The organism is Dellaglioa sp. CoH-56-MRSF-10 (assembly GCF_056782175.1).
The window spans coordinates 1-313 of the sequence record NZ_JBXAYF010000079.1 but is presented as its reverse complement, the minus strand read 5'-3'; the positions used below and the strand labels follow the sequence as shown (position 1 = coordinate 313).

1 protein-coding gene is annotated in these 313 nt (G+C 58.8%); it reads right to left on the bottom strand.

The window, feature by feature from the left end; genetic code table 11:
• On the bottom strand, positions 1 to 313 hold a 313-nt coding region (locus AC1RP4_RS07900; RefSeq protein WP_481763258.1), incomplete at both ends, for a hypothetical protein.

Below are 313 nucleotides of genomic sequence, written 5' to 3'. Positions count from 1 at the left end.
GCCGAATCTATGTCCTTCACGATCTGGTCCAGCACGTCTACGAGTGCCTTTCCCTCGGTCATCAGCGTTCGGGCCGTACCCTGCACACGCTCGACCAGTGCTTTCCGCTGTTCGGCACTGCTACCGAATTGCTTCAGCTCCTGTGCATACTCTGTGTAGATGTGGTTGCGTAGCGCGTCGCACGCTTCTTGCAGAAGGTCGAGGTTGACTGCGGCTCGAACTCGAATCTCAACTAGCCGGGCACGCGCGCTCAGGTCGTTGGACGTGGCTTCGAAAAGCGACTTCGGGCTGAACTGCTTACGCCCATGCAGCG